Annotated in this window: 14 protein-coding genes; 2 read left to right on the forward strand and 12 right to left on the reverse strand. The window is 66.8% G+C overall.

The features are described 5' to 3' along the window. Positions 1-8: 8 nt before the first annotated feature. The 4 genes from H8S47_RS01245 to H8S47_RS01260 all read right to left on the reverse strand — a co-directional run bounded on the left by H8S47_RS01245 (position 9) and on the right by H8S47_RS01260 (position 5,626). Positions 9-1,091 carry an acyl-CoA dehydrogenase family protein gene (locus tag H8S47_RS01245; protein ID WP_187502134.1) on the reverse strand — a complete coding sequence of 361 codons (1,083 nt, stop codon included), beginning with the start codon at positions 1,089-1,091 and terminating at the stop codon, positions 9-11. A gap of 4 nt (positions 1,092-1,095) precedes the next feature. Continuing rightward, the gene (locus H8S47_RS01250; protein WP_187502287.1) at positions 1,096-2,292 is read right to left on the reverse strand and encodes an acyl-CoA dehydrogenase family protein; all 1,197 of its coding nucleotides are present in this window, start codon (positions 2,290-2,292) and stop codon (positions 1,096-1,098) included. Positions 2,293-2,550: 258 nt separating this feature from the next. Then, complete coding sequence (locus H8S47_RS01255) at positions 2,551-4,188, reverse strand: alginate export family protein (RefSeq protein WP_235982540.1); 1,638 nt, start codon at positions 4,186-4,188, stop codon at positions 2,551-2,553. 58 nt (positions 4,189-4,246) lie between these two features. Further along, complete coding sequence (locus H8S47_RS01260; RefSeq protein WP_268932953.1) at positions 4,247-5,626, reverse strand: dicarboxylate/amino acid:cation symporter; 1,380 nt, start codon at positions 5,624-5,626, stop codon at positions 4,247-4,249. 206 nt (positions 5,627-5,832) lie between these two features. Here H8S47_RS01260 and H8S47_RS01265 point away from each other — a divergent pair, with 206 nt between their 5' ends. Beyond that, positions 5,833-7,617, forward strand: a complete 1,785-nt coding sequence (locus H8S47_RS01265; RefSeq protein WP_214654879.1) for a sensor histidine kinase — start codon at positions 5,833-5,835, stop codon at positions 7,615-7,617. Next, positions 7,614-8,939 (forward strand): sigma-54-dependent transcriptional regulator, encoded by a 1,326-nt coding sequence (locus tag H8S47_RS01270; RefSeq protein ID WP_187502136.1) that lies wholly within the window; start codon positions 7,614-7,616, stop codon positions 8,937-8,939. Before H8S47_RS01265 ends, H8S47_RS01270 begins: the two co-directional genes overlap by 4 nt. 133 nt (positions 8,940-9,072) lie before the next feature. Here the strand turns inward: H8S47_RS01270 and H8S47_RS01275 are convergent, their stop codons facing one another. From H8S47_RS01275 to H8S47_RS01310, 8 genes are all read right to left on the reverse strand, one after another. Beyond that, positions 9,073-10,131 (reverse strand): AbrB family transcriptional regulator, encoded by a 1,059-nt coding sequence (locus H8S47_RS01275; protein ID WP_187502137.1) that lies wholly within the window; start codon positions 10,129-10,131, stop codon positions 9,073-9,075. Further along, positions 10,128-10,790: a spermidine synthase gene (locus tag H8S47_RS01280; protein ID WP_187502138.1), complete on the reverse strand. Its 663-nt coding sequence runs from the start codon at positions 10,788-10,790 to the stop codon at positions 10,128-10,130. The genes H8S47_RS01275 and H8S47_RS01280 overlap by 4 nt, the downstream gene beginning before the upstream one ends. Then, the gene (locus H8S47_RS01285; RefSeq protein WP_187502139.1) at positions 10,787-12,085 is read right to left on the reverse strand and encodes an Hsp70 family protein; all 1,299 of its coding nucleotides are present in this window, start codon (positions 12,083-12,085) and stop codon (positions 10,787-10,789) included. The genes H8S47_RS01280 and H8S47_RS01285 overlap by 4 nt, the downstream gene beginning before the upstream one ends. A gap of 298 nt (positions 12,086-12,383) precedes the next feature. Further along, positions 12,384-12,854, reverse strand: a complete 471-nt coding sequence (locus H8S47_RS01290; protein WP_187502140.1) for a YaiI/YqxD family protein — start codon at positions 12,852-12,854, stop codon at positions 12,384-12,386. A 161-nt stretch (positions 12,855-13,015) separates the two neighbouring features. Beyond that, positions 13,016-14,782, reverse strand: coding sequence for a DEAD/DEAH box helicase (locus H8S47_RS01295; protein ID WP_187502141.1), 1,767 nt, complete (start codon positions 14,780-14,782; stop codon positions 13,016-13,018). Between the two features lie 57 nt (positions 14,783-14,839). Then, on the reverse strand, positions 14,840-16,012 hold the full coding sequence (locus H8S47_RS01300; RefSeq protein WP_268932954.1) for a BaiN/RdsA family NAD(P)/FAD-dependent oxidoreductase: 1,173 nt from the start codon (positions 16,010-16,012) through the stop codon (positions 14,840-14,842). Positions 16,013-16,534: 522 nt separating this feature from the next. Next, positions 16,535-16,717 carry a hypothetical protein gene (locus H8S47_RS01305; protein WP_055881387.1) on the reverse strand — a complete coding sequence of 61 codons (183 nt, stop codon included), beginning with the start codon at positions 16,715-16,717 and terminating at the stop codon, positions 16,535-16,537. Then, positions 16,717-17,184, reverse strand: coding sequence for a GreA/GreB family elongation factor (locus H8S47_RS01310; protein WP_187502142.1), 468 nt, complete (start codon positions 17,182-17,184; stop codon positions 16,717-16,719). The genes H8S47_RS01305 and H8S47_RS01310 overlap by 1 nt, the downstream gene beginning before the upstream one ends. Positions 17,185-17,187 lie beyond the last annotated feature (3 nt).

Consider the following 17,187-nt stretch of genomic DNA (forward strand, 5'->3'; position numbering starts at 1 on the left):
GGCGGCGCTCAGCCCAGCGCGATGTAGCGTTGCAGGTGATAGTCCTCGTCGCCCAGCTGGTGGTCGATCATCACCAAGCGCTTGGCGTAATGCGAGACGGCGTATTCCCACGTCATGCCAATGCCGCCGTGGAGCTGGATCGACTCCTCGGCGACGAGCGCGCCCGTCCGCCCGATCGTGTATTTGGCCGCAGCCAGCGCCCGTTCGCGGGCCTTCGCGTCGTCGCCGTCGAAGGCCGACGCAGCGTTGATCACCGCCGACTGCGCCTGTTCGATCTCGAGCAGAACGGTCGCCATGCGGTGCTGGAGCGCCTGGAACTTGCCGATCGGCACACCGAACTGCTTCCGGTCGCGGAGATAGCCGAGCGTGGCTTCCTTGACGAACTCCATCGCGCCCACTGCTTCGGCCGACAGCGCAAGCAGCCCCGCCCCTACCGCCGCGTCCACGATCGCCTGCCCCTGCCCGTCGCCGCCAAGCAGCGCCTCAGCCTCCAGCGTCACGCCATCGAACGTCACATCGCCGGCCGCGCCGCCCTCGACGGTGTTGTAGCTTCGCACCGACACGCCCGCCGTGTCCGCGGGCACGACCAGCACCAGCGGATCGCCGTCCTGCTCGACCACCACGACGAACACCGACGCCGCACCGGCCTGCGGCACGACCGCCTTCGTCCCGCTGAGCGTCCAGCCATCACCGCTCTTCGTCGCGGTCACCGGCGTGGCGCCGTCATCGAGTGCGAAAGCGGCGATCGTCTCGCCTGACACGATCCCGGACAGCATTTCGTCCTGTCCGCCGGCCTTCGCCAACGCCCGCCCGGCCATCAGCGCACCGAGGAACGGCTCGACCACCAGCGCACGACCGAGCGCCTCGAACACCACCATGATGTCGAACCCGCTGCCGCCGAAACCACCCGCCGCCTCGTCGAACAAGGCCGAGACGATCCCCAACTCGTTCAACTGCGTCCAGACCGCCGGGTCGTACCCTGCCTCGCCATACGCCCCCGCATTGCGCGTATCGATCGCATAGCCATCGCGGAGCGCCCGAACGAGCGTGTCGGCGAGCATGCGGCGGTCGTCGGTGTGTTCGAAGTTCATGTGATCAGAGACCCAGAATGGCTTTGGAGATGATGTTCTTCTGGATCTCGTTCGACCCGCCGAAGATCGACAGTTTCCGATTGTTGAAATAGCTCGGCGCCGCCATCGCCGCGTCCTCGGGCCCGACATCCTCGCCGTTCCACCCGGCTTCCAGAGCCTCGGGTATGTACGGCGCCGCGTACGATCCGTACGCGCGGCGGGTCAGCGAGGTAATCTCCTGGCGGATCTCGGTGCCCTTGATCTTGAGCATCGAACTCTCCGCGCCCGGCGCACCGCCGCCCGCGACCGCCGCCAGTACGCGAAGGTTGGTCGTCTGCATGTTGGCCAGATCGATCTCGACCCGCGCCATCCGCGCCGCGAACAACGGATCGTCAGCGAGTGCACGCCCGCCCTTCTTCTGCATCTGCGCGACTTCCTTCAGCCGCTCGAACGACGCGATCGAGAAGCCGACGCCGGCGATATTGGTGCGCTCATAGGTCAGCAGGTACTTGGCGTAGGTCCAGCCCTGGTTTTCCTCGCCGACGAGGTTGGCGACCGGCACCTCGACATCAGTGAAGAACACCTCGTTCACCTCCTGCTCGCCGTCGATCAGCGTGATCGGGCGGACTTCGATGCCGGGCGACTTCATATCGATCAGCAGGAATGAGATGCCCTCCTGCTTCTTCGCCGCCGGATCGGTGCGGACGAGGCAGAAGATCATGTCGGCATGCTGGCCGAGCGTCGTCCAGGTCTTCTGGCCGTTGACGACATAGACGTCGCCCTTCCGGACAGCCGTCGTCTTCAGCCCGGCGAGATCGGACCCCGCGCCCGGCTCCGAATAGCCCTGGCACCACCAGTCGGAGCCATCGAGGATGCGTGGCAACCAGTGCTTCTTCTGCTCCTCGGAGCCGTATTTGATCAGCACCGGACCGAGCATGTTGACGCCGAACGGCACCACGCGGGGCGCATGCGCGAGCGCGGACTCGTTATCGAAGATGAAGCGCTGGATCACGCTCCAGCCCGGACCGCCCCACTCCTCGGGCCAGTGGTTCGCCAGCCAGCCGCGCTCGTTCAGGATCGCGTGCCATTCCTCCATGTCCGATTTGCGCAGGCGCTTGCCTTCGCGGACCAGCGTCGAAAGCCGCGCGGGGAGTTTGTCGCGAAAGAACGCGCGAACTTCGTCGCGGAACGATTCTTCGTCGGGCGTGAAGCTGAGATCCATGGCCATGTGCTCCTGATGTTGGAGTCCATGTGCCACAGTCGATCGTAGAATTGAAGGACCGGTATGGTCGAAAGCGGAGAAAACGCTGGATGGAACGACGCAGGTTAATCCAGCCGGTATCGTCTGCCTTGATCCTCCCCTGGCAGGGGAGGTGGCTGGCTCTTGCCAGACGGAGGGGTGTCACGCTCTCGATAACGCGCTACCCCTCCGTCAGCCCTGCGGGCTGCCACCTCCCCTCAAAGGGGAGGATCAGAATGATCAGAACCGGTAGCTGATCCACCCAGCCAGGAAGTCGGAGTTCTTATACCCCGCGTTCGTCAGCGCCGGCCCCGCAATCAGATGCTCGTAGCGCCCGGTGAACGACAGCCGCGAGCTGATCGGATACACCGCCTGGAACCGGATCGTGTCGGCGATCTTCTTGCCCCCGAAATTCTGCGTGCCGGCGAACGCGGACCCGTTCGCACGGTACACCGCGTCGCTCGTCGTATCGCGCCACGATAGCTGGTATTCCGCCGTCAACCGCAGCTTGCCGAGCGTGGTGAAACTGAAGTTCGGCGCGACCGCGATCAGATTGGTCGGCGTCGCGAACAGCTGGTAGCTGTAGTAGATGTTGTTGCCGAACGGCGCGAGCGAGTTGCGCAGCGTGCCGGTGCCATAGGCGCCGCCGCCGCTCGCATAATCCGCATGGAAGCCGACGCGCGGCGCATTCTTGCCCTTGCCGAGCCGATAGGTCTGCCCCGCCAGCAACAGCCACGCCTTGATCGAGCGGTTGTCGTAACTGCCGCCCTGATAGTTGATCGTCCAGTCGAGGTTGACCGGCCCCGCATCGCCCCAGATGTGCAGGCCATAGAAGTTGCGCACCTCGCGCGCCGTGCCGGTGCCCCACGTCGCCGAGCGATCGCGCAGCCGCCAGAGGAAGGGATCGACGTACAGCTTCGATCCGCCGAACAGCGATTCGGGCACGACGACGCCGGTCGAGATGCCCGTGAACCGCCGATCGCTCTCGGCATTGTCGTCCTGTGTTCCGCCATTGCCATACGCGGTCGGCTTGAAATCGAACACGTCGGCGCGGACTCCGGCCGTTCGCGCCCAGGCGCGGAAGCCGTTGAACCCGAAATACAGCGTGTTGTTGTCGCGCGGCACGACCAGCAGGTTCGGCCCGTCGGCGAACGTCTGGCGACCATAGCGCACGCCCAGATCGACATCGGCGACCGTCCCGGTCACGTCAACGAACGCCTGCTGCACTGCCAGCTTGTTGCGCAGATTGGGCAACGCGGTGCCGAGATTCTGCCCCTCCAGCGTGCCGTGCGCCAATTCCCCGTAGAACCGGAAATGCTCGCCGACATGCAGATCGGCACCGCCGAACAGACGCAGAATATCCTGCCGCTGCGCTTCGGCATCGCGCAGATTGGGGTTGGTGGTCTGGTTGACGCGCAACCGCGCCTCACCCGACAGCGTCAGATACACCTCGCCGTCCGCGGCGATCGGGATGAACTTCAGCTGGTCGACGATGTCCTTGCGCTTGGCCGGATCGCGCAGCTTCGACCAATCCTCCGCCCAGCGCGACTGGTTGTAGCCACCCGCGGTCGTCCCGTCGCCGATCGCGGCGTTGGGATAGCTCTCGGCGATCGGCGACGACGCAGCGCTGGCCGACTGGTCCTTCGAAACGGGATTGCGCCGCGCCCTCAGCTGGCGCGGGGCCGTTGCGGGCGCGCCTGCGGAGACGCCATCGGAGAGAGGGACGGGATCGGCCGCGGGCTCTGCCGCCACGGGATCGGTTGCCGGCGCGGTCTGTACTCCCGCCGCCTGGGCTATAGCCGTCTGGGCCATAGCGGTGGACGCGAGCAAGGAGGAGGCGAGCGCACACAGCGCTCCACCGATGGACGGACGGATCATAAAAGCACCTCGAACTGCTGGGGTGGCTGCCCGCTGCCGGGCGACTGCCACCCTCATTTTAGACGATTGCGGGCCCGGCCATCGTGGGGGCCGTCGTGGGGGCAGTCATCGGCGCGGACGTCTGCGCCGGCGCCGGCTCGGGCAGCTTGCCCGACAAGGCGGCGTCGAGCTTGTCGCGGTCGAGGGCACCTTCCCAGCGCGCCACGACGATCGTTGCGACCGCGTTGCCGATGAAGTTGGTCAGGCTGCGGCACTCGCTCATGAAGCGATCGACACCGAGGATCAGCGCCATGCCGGCGATCGGCACGGTCGGCACGATCGACAGCGTGGCCGCCAGCGTGATGAAGCCCGCGCCGGTAACGCCCGCCGCACCCTTCGACGAGATCATCGCCACGACCAGCAGCAACAATTCCTGACCGAGCGTCAGGTGCGTGTTGGTCGCCTGCGCGATGAACAGCGCCGCCAGCGTCATGTAGATGTTGGTGCCGTCGAGGTTGAACGAGTAGCCGGTCGGCACGACCAGCCCGACGACCGACTTCTCGCAGCCTGCCGCTTCCATCTTCTGGATCAGGTTCGGCAATGCCGCTTCCGACGACGAGGTGCCGAGCACCAGCAGCAGTTCGGCCTTCAGATACTTGATCAGCTTGAAGATCGAGAAGCCGGTGAGCCGTGCGACCGTGCCGAGGATGACGACCACGAACAGCGCCGCAGTCAGGTAGAAGGTCGCGACCAGCGCGCCGAGATTGGCGAGGCTGCCGATCCCGTATTTGCCGATCGTGAAGGCGATCGCACCGAACGCGCCGAGCGGGGCTGCGCGCATCAGGATGCCGACCAGCTTGAAGACGATCAGGCTGAGGCGCTCGAGGAAGTTCAGGACCGGCTTGGCAGGCTCGCCGACGAGGCTCAGCGAGATGCCGAACAGGATCGCGATCAGCAGGATCTGGAGGATGTTACCATCGGTGAACGCGCTGACCATCGTGTCCGGAATGATGCTCATCAGGAACCCGGTGATCGTCGTCTCGTGCGCCTTCACGGTGTAATCCGCGATGCCCTTCGTATCGAGCGTGGCGGCGTCGATGTTCATCCCCGCGCCCGGCTGGACCACGTTGGCGACGATCAGCCCGACGATCAGCGCCAGCGTCGAGAAGAACAGGAAGTAGGCGAACGCCTTGCCCGCGACGCGACCGACCGAACCCAGTTCCTTCATGCCCGCGATGCCGGTGACGAGCGTCAGGAAGATCACCGGTGCGATGATCATCTTCACCAGCTTGATGAACGCATCGCCGAGCGGCTTCAGCGCCGCGCCGTAGGTCGGATAGAAATGCCCGAGCGCCGCGCCGAGCGCGATCGCGATCAGCACCTGGATATACAGCTGGCCGCTCCAGCGCTTGCGCGCGGGCGTTTCCGCGACACCATATGTCTGGGATGGTAGGGTCAACATCGCCTCCTGAAAACCTCGTCCACTGCCTCGGGACGTTTATGGCCACGGTAATGCCGGGCCGAACCTGGGACTACAAGACCACTGCTCATTCGGCATAAAACTTTGTTTTTGCGTACTTTGTCGGCATACCGGGTTTTCAGATGTGCGAAAAATGTCGTGTTTCGGTGATGGCGAACCCGGTTCGTGTGTGATAATCCGCACAAATGGCGCGGCTTAGATCCCCCCTGTTCATCACCGCGCTGACGGTGTTGCTGGCATTCGCCGCGCTCGGCGTGATCGTCGCCGGAGTCGCCTCGATCTATGGTCCGCGCGCCGTCGCCGACGTCACCGCCAGCGTCCGGATGCGCGCGGTGCAGCAGACGCGGAGCAACCTCCGCCTGCTCGAAGCCGAGTTGCAGACCTATCGCCTGCTCCCGGTCATGCTCGGCGAATATCCCGCGGTGCGCGCGGCGCTCGCTTCTGGACGAGTCGACCCGGCGCTCAACGAAAAGCTGGCGATGCTAGCGGAGCGGACCGGCGCGCCGGTGATCTACGCGCTCGACACGCAGGGGATGACGATCGCCGCGTCGAACGCCGCGCAGCCTGACAGCTTCCTCGGCCACGACTATCGGTTCCGCGAGTATTTCACCAAGGCGATGGCATCGGGCGCGACCGAGTTCTTCGCGCTCGGGAGCGTCAGCGGGCGCCCCGGCCTGTATCTCTCGCGACGCATCGACCGTGACGGACGACCGCTCGGCGTGGTCGTGGTCAAGGTCGAGTTCGGCAAGATCGCCCGTGCGTGGATTCAGGACCACATGGCGACCTTCGTCACCGACGCCGACGGCATCATCCTGATTTCCAGCGACCCGGCGCTGCAATTCCGCACCACGCGGCCGCTTGCGCCCGCGCGCCGCGCCGCGCTGATCGCCACCCGCCAGTTCGGAAACTCGCCACTCGCGCATGCACCGCTCCTGCTCGACGAGGATCGCGCGCGTCTTTCGGACGGAACGCCGGCGGTGACGGTGTCGCTGCCGGTGCCGATCTCGGGCTGGCGGCTGGTGCACATGGAGCCGCTCGACGCCGCGCTGCGCACCGCCGCCGCCCGAACGCGCTGGGCGACCGCGATCGCGGCGCTGGTGACGATCGCGGCGATGCTGGCTGCGTGGTGGCTCTACGAACGCCGCAAGCGCAACGCGGGCGCGCGGGCGGAACTCGAGGCGGAGGTCGCACGCCGCACCGCCGAGCTTCGGGCTACCGCCGATCGCCTCCAGATCGAGGTGGAACAGCGCGAGGCGTCCGACCAGCGTTTCCGCCAGGCGCGCGAGGAGCTCGCGCATGCCAACCGCGTCGGTTCGATCGGCACGATCACCGCCAGCGTCGCGCACGAGATCAACCAGCCGGTCGCCGCGATCCGCACCTTCGCCGACAACGCCGCCGCCTTCCTCGCCCGCGGCGCGCCCGATCGGGCGGCGGCCAACCTCGAAGCGATCGTCGACCTCACCGGCCGGATCGGCACCATAACCGCGGGGCTCAGGCGCTATGCGCGGCGCGGCGCAGGCTCGATCGGCCCGGTCGCGCTCGACGAGGCGATCGACGGCGTCCGCCTGCTGATCGGCGACCGCTTCCGCGCGAAGGGCGTGACGCTCGACCTCCCCACCGGCCCCGAGGCGCGGCTGACGGTCATCGCCGGCCGCGTCCGCCTGGAGCAGGTCCTCGTCAACCTCCTCCAGAACGCGCTCGACGCGGTCGCCGACTGGCGCGATGCGCGCGTCAGCGTCACCGTCGGTCGGAAAGGCCGCGACGTCGTGCTGACCGTCGCCGACAACGGCCCCGGCATCGACGCGGCGATCGCCGACCACCTCTTCACCCCGTTCGCGACCAGCAAGAAGGACGGCCTCGGGCTAGGCCTCGGCATCGCGCGCGACATCATGACCGAGTTCGGCGGCACGCTCGACCTCGTCCCAGCACCCGAAGGCGCCATTTTCCGTATGATCCTGGTGAAGGCATGAGTGAGCAAGCGGTATTGCTCGTCGACGACGACGACGTGTTGCGTGGCGCGCTGGAGCAATCGTTCGAACTCGCGGGGATCGCGGTGATCGCCGAGCGTGACCCAACCGTCGCGCTGGCCCGCGTGACCGCCGGGTTCGATGGCGCGGTGGTGTCCGATATCCGCATGCCGAAGATGGACGGTCTCGAGCTCTTCCGCCGGATCGCCGCGATCGACCACGAGATCCCGGTGCTGCTGATGACCGGCCACGGCGATGTCGCGATGGCGGTCGCCGCGCTCAAGAACGGCGCGTTCGACTTCATCCCGAAACCGTTTGCGACCGATCACCTGATCGCGGGCGCCCGGCGTGCGCTCGAAATGCGCCGCCTGGTCCTCGACAACCGCCGTCTTCGCGCCGCCGCCGAGGAAACGATCGGCGCCGAACCGCTGATCGGCGAGACCCCGGTGATGGTCCGCCTCCGCGAGACGATCCGCCAGATCGCGCAAGCCGACATCGACGTGCTGGTCGAAGGCGAGACCGGCACCGGCAAGGAACTCGTCGCGGTCCTCCTCCACCGGTGGAGCAACCGCAGGTCGCGCCCGTTCGTCGCGGTCAACTGCGCCGCACTCCCCGAGGCGGTCGCGGAGATCGAACTGTTCGGCCACGACGGCGACTCCCGCCTCCCCCGCACCGGCCGGATCGAAGCCTCGAACCGCGGCACGCTGTTCCTCGACGAGATCGAGAGCACGCTCCCCGCATTCCAGGCGAAACTCCTCCGCGTGCTCGAGGAACGCGAGGTGATGCCGGTCGGCGGCGACCTGCCGCGCGCGCTCGACCTCCGCGTGATCGCCGCCGCCAAACCCGGCCTCGAACAGGCAGTCGACGAAGGCCGCTTCCGCGCCGACCTCCTCTTCCGCCTCGACGCGGTACGCCTCCGTATCCCGCCGCTGCGGGAACGCCGCGACGACGTACCGCTGTTGTTCGGCCACTTGCTCCACCAGGCGGCAGAACGATTCGGCCGCGAGGTCCCGACGATCGACACCGCGACGCTAGCCTATCTCGGCCAGCACGACTGGCCCGGCAACGTCCGCGAACTCGACAACCTCGCCAAACGCCTCGTCCTCCGCGTCGAGGCCGACGAGCCGGTCGAAGAGGACAGCGAAATTCCCCTCCCCGCCCGCGTCGACAAGTTCGAGGAAGCCACGATCCGCGCGACCCTCCAACAGGTCAACGGCGATGTGCGCTCGGCGCTGGCCGCACTCGGCATCCCACGAAAGACGTTCTACGATAAGCTGAAGCGCCACGAGATCGATGTGGAAGCCTACCGCCCGACCAAGGGCTGATCCTCAATCCTCCCCCGCCAGGGGGAGGTGGCGCGGAGCGACGGAGGGGGAGGACGCGGAACAGTGGTTTCCCTTTCCTCCCCCTCCGTCTGGCAAGTGCCAGCCACCTCCCCCTTGCAGGGGAGGATCAGATTCAGGTCGGGATTACCGGCGGCGGCACCCCGCCCTGCCGCGTGGCCACGAACTTCGCGAGCGGCGGCCCGATCAGCAACACCCCCAGGAACCGCAGCACCTGAAGTGCCATCACGAACGGCACATCCACCGGACTCGACGCAGCGATGATCGCGACCGAATCCATCCCTCCCGGGCTGGTCGCCAGATACGCGGTAACCGGATCAATCCCCCACCACCGCGTCAACACCGCCGCGATTCCCCCGCAGAACGCAATCAGTAACGCCACCGAAAGCAAAATCCGCGGCATCGCCTTGCCCGCGACCCGCAACGTATCACGCGTGAACGACAGCCCGATCCGCCACCCCACCACCGCATAGCTGATAGCGAGCAGCCACTGCGGCAAGACCGGTTGCGCAACGCCGGTAACATTGAGCGCCGCCCCCGCGATCAGCGACCCGAGCAGGGCGCCGGCAGGAAGCTTCAACGCGACACCCACGCCAGCCCCGACACCGGCAATCGCGATCGTCCGCAGCACGGCGACCGGGTCTACGGGTGCGAACCACGCCCCCGCGACATGATGCCCACTCCCACCACCGACCATTACCGCCGCCAGCACCGACGCGACCACCGCCACGCTCCCGACCCGCGTGTACGTCATCACCGCGACCAGCCGCGAGTCCGCGCCGTACGCCTGCGCCATCAACACCATCGCGCTCGCAGCACCAGGCGTCGACCCCCACACCGCGACGGTGCCCGGCAACACCTGCCACCGGCTCAGCAAATACCCGAGCACGCTGCTCGCCGCGAGCGTGACGAAATTGACCATCAGGAACACCGGCCAGTGATCCGCCACCGTCGCGACGATCCCGGTCGTGATCGACCCCGCGATCAGCGTCCCGACCGCCGCCTGTGCGCCGCGAAACGCAGACGTCGGCACGCTCAGCGACCATCCCCGCACCGCCAGTACGACCGCAGCTACCATCGGCCCGAGCAGCAACCCCGCAGGCAGCCCGACGACCTCCAGCAGACCCGCAATCACCGCCGACAGCGCGATCAAGACGGCCCAGCGCCAAATCATGCCCTGGTAGCGAACCAGATCGTGTGCCGCGCGCCGCCCTTCCGCGTCGCCCGCGCGATCACTTCGTCGACTGCGAACCCCGCTTCGGCAAGTCGGGTAACGAACGGCTTGCTCGGCGCCGACGACCATACGGCAAGCACCCCGCCCGGCCGCAATGCTGCCCGCGCCTGGGAAAGCCCCCGCGCGCCATAAAGCCGGTCGTTGCCCGGCCGCGAAATCCCGTCCGGGCCGTTATCGACGTCGAGCAGGATCGCGTCCCAATCGCCCTCCGCAATCGCCGCAGCGACGTCGCCCTCGAAGATCCGGGTCCGCGGATCGGTCAGGCTGTCCCCGTGCAGCGCCGCCATCGGCCCTCGCGCCCACTCGATCACCGCCGGCACGATCTCCGCGACCGCCACCTCCGCGTCAGGGCCAAGCCGGGCGAGCGCCGCACGGAGCGTGAATCCCATCCCGAGCCCGCCGATCAGCATCCGCACGCCGGGCCGGTCGCCGATCCGATCACACGCCTGCTCCGCCAGCGCCTCTTCCGATCCGCTAAGCCGACTGTTCATCAACTCGTTAGCGCCGAGCATGATCGAGAACTCGGCACCACGCTGGAGCAACCTAAGCTCACCCCCGCCCGGCACCTGCGCCGTACCGAGAAGCACGCGCGGGATCATGCGGACCACGCCGCGATATCGTCCTGCTCGCCGATCAAGGCCAGCCCGTGCGCGATCGACGTCAGCTCGCCCCCGCTCATGATCGCCGCCTCGCCGAATCGCTCGACGAAGATACGGCGGATGCGCGGGATCAGTGACGATCCGCCGGTCAGGAACACCCGGTCGATCTCGCCACCGCCGACATTGGCGACCTGCAACGCACGGTCGACCGCCGCCTCAATCCGCACGACGTCATCGGCGATCCAGCCCTCGAACTGCGCCCGCGTCACGTCCGCCTCGATCTCCAGCCCCGCGCCCGCAAAGTGGAAATGCGCGTCCTCGCCACTCGACAGCGCACGCTTGAGCGACCCGACCGCATCATACAGCGGATAGCCAAGTTCGTTCTCGATCACCGCGATCATCCGCCCGATCGCATCCGGGTCCAGTGCCGTCTTCTGCAGCCGCTCCAGCTCGTTCATCGTCTTGCGGTTGCGCATCAGCGCGAGGCGCGACCAATCGGCGAAGTCGGCGAAATACGCGCGCGGAATCTCCAGTTCCTTGCCGAACGACTTGTACGCGCCGCCCTTGCCCAGCATCGGCAGCACCAGCCGGTCGAGGATCCGGTAATCGAACCGATCCCCGGCGATCCCGACACCCGCGTGACCAAGCGGCGTACACCGACGCGCAGCCCCCGGCTCGGCGACGCGCACCACCGAAAAGTCGCTCGTACCCCCGCCGAAATCCGCCACCAGGATCGTCGCCGGCTCGGTCAGCCGCGTCGCGTAACTGTACGCCGCGCCAAGCGGTTCGTAGACGTAGTGGATCTCCGCGCCGAAGCCCTTGAACATCGCGTCGTAACGGGTGCGGGCGAGCGCCTCGTCGGGCCGCGCACCGGCATATTCCACCGGCCGCCCGACGACGATCCGGTGCGGCCGCGTATCGAGCTTGCCGCCCGCGTGGGAAATCAGCTTTTGGAGGAACAGCTGGCCCATCTCCTCGAAGCGATAGCGCTTGTCGAACACAGACGCCTGCTCGAACGTCTTCATCGCCGCAACCGACTTGAACGACTGGATGAACCGGCTGTCGAGCGGATATTCCATATATTCCGCGATCGCCCACGGCCCCGCATCCGACGCGAGCCCCTTGCCGCTGTCGTCCTGCCAGAAACACAGCGCCGAGCGGAACACCGGGCTCGTCTCGGCTGGCGCCGCGAAGGTCACCAGTTCGGGCGTGCCGTCTTTGGTCCCGAGCGCCACGACGCTGTTGGTCGTGCCGAAATCCAGCCCCAGCGCGGGGCCGCCAGCGTTCGTGTGCATCGCATGTTCTCCGTGAACGCGCGCCTATGGCGATACGGGGTGCGCCATGGCAACCCCGCGCGGGCAAAGTGCGACAACGGACGCGACCATAATCAGCAGCCCCAGCCGCCTGGTCTGAGGGATCAGGACGGATCGACATTAATCCCACTGCGTCCGTACGACCCTTCTCTCCCCTTCCTGAAAGGGAGGGGTCGGGGGTGGGTCGGGTTCCGGATCATGGAACGGTTGCGGCCAGAGCTGGCCTACCCACCCCCAGCCCCTCCCTTTCAGGGAGGGGAGAGAGTAATGGCGAGCCACCCTAAAGGCGCTTCAACCGCACCAGCGCCGCATCGAGCGCGGAAAGAAAGCTCGACCGGTCGCTCTTCGAAAACGGCGCGGGGCCCCCAACGATGTCGCCGCCCGCACGCAGGTCAGCCATGATCGCGCGGGTGGCGATCGCGCCGCCGATCGAGCTGGTGGTGAACGGCTTGCCGGTGTTGGCGAGCACGGTCGCGCCGGCTTTCACGCAGCGATCGGCTAGGAGGATGTCGGCGGTGATCACCACCGACTTCGCATCGGCCTGTTCGGCGATCCAGTCATCGGCCGCGTCGAACCCGTCGCTGACGACGACGCGCGAGATCAGCGGGTGGACGGGGATGCGGAAATGGCTGTTGGCGACGATCGTCACGGGCACTTCGTGACGCCACGCGACCTTGTAGATCTCGTCCTTCACCGGGCACGCGTCGGCGTCGACGAGGATCCGGATCGTGCTGGAAGATACGTTCGTCATCGTGCACGTCCCAAACCGCCCCACCCGCTCCCGTCATCCTGACGAAAGTCAGGATCCAGGATCAAGCAGGGCGGCGTTCGTTACTCTGGATCCTGACTTTCGTCAGGATGACGGAGTCCTGGGGCATGCGCCATTCCCTCGCGAGAATGGCGCGAGGGCCCTCAGCTCCGCTCGCGATTCCCACGATAGGGCGGCTTCCGCGCAGGAGCCGGGCCGCCACGCGGGGCCGCGCGGTGCAGCGTCGAGCGCGGGCCGCTCGCGTTGCTGCGACCGCCACCGCCATCATGCCGCGCACCGCTCTCAGGCGCACCCTGCATCGCTTCGATCGCGACGCCGCTCTCCTCTTCGCCGGCCTGCGCCGTACGCTGGATCGCAGCCGAGAACCGCGACGCGACCGCGCGCGGGATCTCGAAGGCCGTCTCGTTCGGCCCGATGCGGATCGCGCCGATCTCGGACTTGGTGATATGCCCACGACGGCAGATCAACGGCAGGATCCAGCGCGGATCGGCGTTCTGGCGACGACCGATGTCCATCCGGAACCAGACGGTGTCCTCGAAGCCCGCGCGCGGACCCTGCGAACGCTCGTCCTGCGTCGGCTGCTTGCTCTGGTCGATCAGATCCTCGGCCTGCGGCATCGTTGCGCGGTGCATGTGCACCAGCGCCGCGGCGATATCCTCCGGGGTCTTCTCGGCCATCAGGCGGACGGCGAGTGCGCGATCCTCCTCCTCGACCTCGACCGGCTGCAACAACATGCCGATCAGCCGCTCGTGGTCGTTCTTGCGGATGTCCTCGGCGGTCGGGGCGTTGACCCACTCCGCGTTGATCTTCGCACCACGGAGCATCATCTCGACGCGACGGCGACGCGGGAACGGCACGATCAGGACGGCGGTGCCCTTCTTGCCCGCGCGACCGGTACGACCCGAGCGATGCTGGAGCGTCTCGGCGTCACGCGGCAGCTCGACGTGGACGACCAGTGACAGCGTCGGCAGATCGATACCGCGAGCCGCAACGTCGGTCGCGACGCAGACGCGTGCACGACGATCGCGCAGAGCCTGAAGCGCCGCATTACGCTCGTTCTGCGAATGCTCGCCCGACAGCGCGACGGCCGCAAAGCCACGCTCGACCAGGCTGGCATGCAGATGGCGCACGTTATCGCGAGTCGCGCAGAACAGCATCGCCGTCTCCGCCTCGTGGAAGCGCAGCAGGTTGATCACCGCATGCTCGATCTCGGACGGCGAGACCGTGACGGCCTGGTACGAGATGTCGCCATGACCGCGGTCCTCGCCGACGGTCGAAATCCGCAGCGCGTCCTTCTGGTAGCGCTTGGCGAGCGCGACGATCGGCCGCGGCATCGTCGCCGAGAACAACAGCGTACGGCGCTGCTCGGGCGACGCGTCGAGGATCTGCTCGAGGTCCTCGCGGAAACCCATGTCGAGCATCTCGTCGGCCTCGTCGAGCACGGCGACCTTCAAGGCCGACAGGTCGAGCGCGCCACGCTCGAGGTGATCGCGCAGACGCCCCGGCGTACCGACGACGATATGCGCGCCGTGTGCGAGGCTGCGACGCTCCTTCGAGGCGTCCATCCCGCCGACGCAGGTCGAAATCCGCGCGCCGGCCTTGGCGTAGAGCCACATCAGCTCGCGGCTGACCTGGAGCGCAAGCTCGCGAGTCGGCGCAATGCAGAGCACGAGCGGCTTGTGCGGCGCGGGCAGGCGCTGAACACCGTCCTCGCCGGCTTCACCGAGCAGTTCGCCGGCCATCGCCAGGCCGAACGCGACGGTCTTGCCCGAGCCGGTCTGCGCCGACACGACGAGATCGCGACCGATCGCATTGTCCTCGATCACATGAGCCTGGACGGGGGTGAGCGCGGTATAGCCGCGCGCTTCGAGCGCCTCGGAGAGAAGCGACGGAATATTTGTAAAAGGCATGTACGTCCTAATTGGTGGCCGGCTTGACGCTACGGCAAAGCACTGGCGTGGTGGTCCCTACAGGACTTGGCCCGCGGCCCACCCGCTCGCCCATGCCCATTGGAAGTTGTAGCCGCCGAGCCACCCTGTGACATCGACCGCTTCGCCGACCGCATACAACATTGGTACGCGTTTGGCTTGCATTGTTTGCGAAGATAGTTCCGCAGTGCTGATTCCGCCCGCGGTGACCTCGGCCTTGGCATAGCCTTCCGAGCCGTTTGGCGTGAATTGCCAATGACTTAGCGCGCGTTCGGCGTCCTGGAGCTTACGATCGGTGAGCGTGGAAATCTCGCTCGTCATCCCCAATCGCTCGCTCAAAGTCTCCGCGAGTCGGTCCGGCAGCGTGCTGCCGAGCAGTTTTCGGAGAGTCGCGCGCGGCGTGGTACGCTTGGCGGCGGGCAGCCAGCCGGACTCGCGATCGGGGAGGAAATCGATCCCGATCGGCTGGCCGTTGCGCCAATAGGACGACACTTGGAGGATCGCCGGACCGGACAGACCGCGGTGTGTAAACAGCGCGGCCTCGCGGAAAGCAGTCTTGCCGGCGGTGGCGACGACGTCGGCAGCGACTCCAGAGAGTTCGCGAAACAGGATCTCGTCGCCACCGAGCGTCAGCGGCACGAGCGCGGGGCGTGGCTCGACGACCTTCAACCCGAACTGCCGCGCGAGATCATAGGCGAACCCGGTCGCGCCCATCTTTGGGATCGACGGGCCTCCGGTGGCGATGACCAGCGCAGGCGCAGTGACCGTGCGACCGTCGAGCGACACGCGATACTGCCCGTCGCCGTGCTCGACCCCTGTGACCGCGCGACCAAGCGACAGGTCTACCCGCCCCTTGTCGCATTCGTCGAGCAGCATCTCCACGATCTGTTTCGCGGAACCATCGCAGAACAGCTGCCCGAGCGTCTTCTCATGCCAGGCGATCCCGTAGGACTCGACGAGCGCGATGAAGTCCTGCGCGGTGTACCGGCCGAGCGCGGACTTCGCGAAATGCGGGTTGGCGGAGATGTAGCGGTCGGCGGCGGTGTGGACGTTGGTGAAATTGCACCGTCCTCCGCCGGAAATCAGGATCTTCTTGCCCGCTTGGTCCGCGTGATCGACGAGCAGAATCTTCCGCCCGCGCTGGCCGGCGACCGCGGCGCACATGAGGCCGGCCGCGCCGGCGCCGAGGATGATCGCGTCGTATTCGGACAAGTGTAGCTCCGTGCGGCTTATTTGGACGAGCCGCTAGTCAAGACTGTTTCCCCGCGAAGGCGGGGACCCAGACTGGGCTCCCGCCTTCGCGGGAGAACAATTAAGGGGTGGCCGCTGTAGCGCGTTTAAGATCAGCCACATAGGTGGTGACCTGCTCGCACGTCCACCAATGCCGCGCACGGAAGTCGCCCCACCCCGGCGAAGGCCGGGGCCCAGTTGGGGGCGGGCAGTGGCGCAGTTGCCCCTCGTTACAGCGACCTTTCCAACTGGGCCCCGGCCTCCGCCGGGGTGGTGCAATTCGGGCGGGGGTGGCGCCTTTCGCCGTGGCGCCATCCGGAGTGGCGCCAAATGGAAAGCCACAGCCTCCGACGGTTTAGCTGAACACGTTAACGCCCCCCCTTCTACTCCCTCTCCCCTCCGGGGAGAGGGCCGGGGTGAGGGGTAGCCAAGCAGTGCATCGCGCCCGGAACAGCCCCTCACCCAACCCTCTCCCCGGAGGGGAGAGGGCTAAGCACCCACAACCTACCGCAGCTTCGCAATATTCAGCGAGTCCTCCTTCGCCCGCACCTTCACCGACTCCTCGCTCCGGGTCAGCGCCTTCGCAATAGCCTTCAGCGCCATGCCCTTCTTCGCAAGCGTGTGCAGCTTCTGGATCTCGTCCTGCGTCCACGCCTGACGGTGCCGTTCGAATTTCGCTTCAGCCATCAGCCGTCATCCTTGTCGATCGCCAGAACCTCGATCGCGTCCGCCTTGTCCGCAAACGCGACCGTCTCGCCAACCGCCGCGCCCATCAGCGCGCGCGCCAACGGTGCCGAGAACGCCAGCCGGTCCTCGCCAGGCTCGGCCTCATCACCACCGACGATCGCGATCACGCGCTCAACCCCGTTCATCCGAACACGGACGCGAGAACCGATTCCGACTTCATCATCCTCGGGCGAAGGCGCGAGTTCGGCAGTGGTCTGACGCGTGTGCCAATAGCGCAGGTCGCGCAACAGCAACTTCCGCGCTTCCTCGTCGGTCTCCGCCGCAACAGCAGCCTCGATCTCGGTCACGCGCTCGCCGAGCAACCGCAGCCCCCGCGCCGTGACCAGATTAGGCCCCGGCGCGATCGGCTGTTCGAACTTGGGTTCGAGATGTTCCTCGTCACTCTCGCGACGGAAGGCGACGCTCATGCG

The organism is Sphingomonas albertensis (genome assembly GCF_014358075.1).
GTDB classification, from domain to species: domain Bacteria; phylum Pseudomonadota; class Alphaproteobacteria; order Sphingomonadales; family Sphingomonadaceae; genus Sphingomonas; species Sphingomonas albertensis.